The 1,358-nt window shown below is 57.1% G+C and carries 2 protein-coding genes; both read right to left on the bottom strand.

All coding sequences use genetic code 11. The annotated features are described in order from the left end of the window. Positions 1–177: 177 nt before the first annotated feature. Positions 178–903 (bottom strand): CbtA family protein, encoded by a 726-nt coding sequence (locus tag Absy_RS11710; protein WP_048854939.1) that lies wholly within the window; start codon positions 901–903, stop codon positions 178–180. A gap of 29 nt (positions 904–932) precedes the next feature. After that, positions 933–1,151 carry a CbtB domain-containing protein gene (locus Absy_RS11715; protein ID WP_048854940.1) on the bottom strand — a complete coding sequence of 73 codons (219 nt, stop codon included), beginning with the start codon at positions 1,149–1,151 and terminating at the stop codon, positions 933–935. Between the last annotated feature and the right edge of the window lie 207 nt (positions 1,152–1,358).

The following is a 1,358-nucleotide window of genomic DNA, read 5'->3' on the forward strand; positions in this document are numbered from 1 at the left end:
GGCCTCCACTCCAGCATCACCTTCTGATCACTCTAAACATGGCCCCGGAATGACGCACAGGGATGGCGGCCCGGCAGGGCGGCCCCCACAGCGTCACAGGCACAGCAAAAAGGGGCCACGCTGGTGCGTGGCCCCTTTTTTATACCCGTTCCACCTCCCCCAGAGGGTGCGGCCGCCCTAGCGTGCCTGCACGCTGGAAGATTGCAGCAGTTTTTCTGCCAGAGCGCCAAATACCAACCCCAGGGTGGACCACATGACCAGTTGCATACCAATGGCTGCCTCACGGAAGCGCCAGAGCACAATGGCCGGAAAATTCCCCGGAACTTCATTAATATCGGGCAGACCAAACTGCGCGACCACGACCAGAGCAATACCAAGGCCAATACCGCACAACGCAGCATTCCACCGCCCAAGTGGCGCAACCAGTGCACGCCCTACGAGCAGCGAGATCATGGAAATCGCTATGGCAATACCAACCATGGCAAAATACATGCCGGTACGCAGGCCAATGGTTTCTTCCAGCCCCACAGCTGGCGGGTTAGGCGGATATTTAAGATCTGGGATCAGCACAAAGGTTAAAAAACCAACCCCGGCCAGCAGCAACGCCAGTGCGCGCGGGCTGGACAGTGTAAGCCGCCTGTATGCCACGGCAAACACAATGGCAAACATGCCACCATAAGCTGCACCATACATGAGCACAGCCGTGAGCAGACCGTAAGAAGCCTGCACGGCACGGCTCACAATTTCGGGTTCGGGGGCGTTACCGGCTGCGGCATCCTGCGCGGCTTCAAAGGCAATGGCCAGAGCAACCTGCGGCTCGCCAAACAGCTTGGCAAAAATAAATGTCAGCAATGCAGCGGCAACACCCGCAACCATGCCACGGACGAGAAGACGACCAACCATGAGACGAATCTTTCCTGACGGCTAATTATTTAATGGCAGGGGAAACCAAGGAGGTGGCGGCCATCGTGCACGAACTCATGCACGGCATGGCCAGAAATCAGGGAGGTTGCCCCCTGTTCGGCACCAACAAAGTAAATCAGAAGGGCGGCCACGATCAGACCAAACACACCCCACGGCAGAATGTCGCGCAGCGGAATGCCCGCATCGGCCACCAGAGCGGGGGCAGTCGTATGAACAGATGTGTTCATGATGTTATCCTTTTATATCTTGGCATGGTGGCACAACGCAAAGCGTGTGCGGGTCGGTCAGAAAACAAAGAGACTCATGGTTGTCGTGCGGGCATCATAGAATTTCAGCACCGCACGGCAAGAGTTTTAACTGCCGGGCCGCCATCCCTGTGCGTCATTCCGGGACCATGTTTAGAGTGATCAGAAGGTGATGCTGGAGTGGAGGCC

Source organism: Acetobacter syzygii (assembly GCF_000964225.1).
GTDB lineage: Bacteria > Pseudomonadota > Alphaproteobacteria > Acetobacterales > Acetobacteraceae > Acetobacter > Acetobacter syzygii.

What these genes read in the sequence shown, in the direction of transcription:
- Absy_RS11710 (WP_048854939.1), bottom strand. Translation starts at nt 903, where the DNA reads ATGGTTGGTCGTCTTCTCGTCCGTGGCATGGTTGCGGGTGTTGCCGCT.
- Absy_RS11715 (WP_048854940.1), bottom strand. Translation starts at nt 1,151, where the DNA reads ATGAACACATCTGTTCATACGACTGCCCCCGCTCTGGTGGCCGATGCG.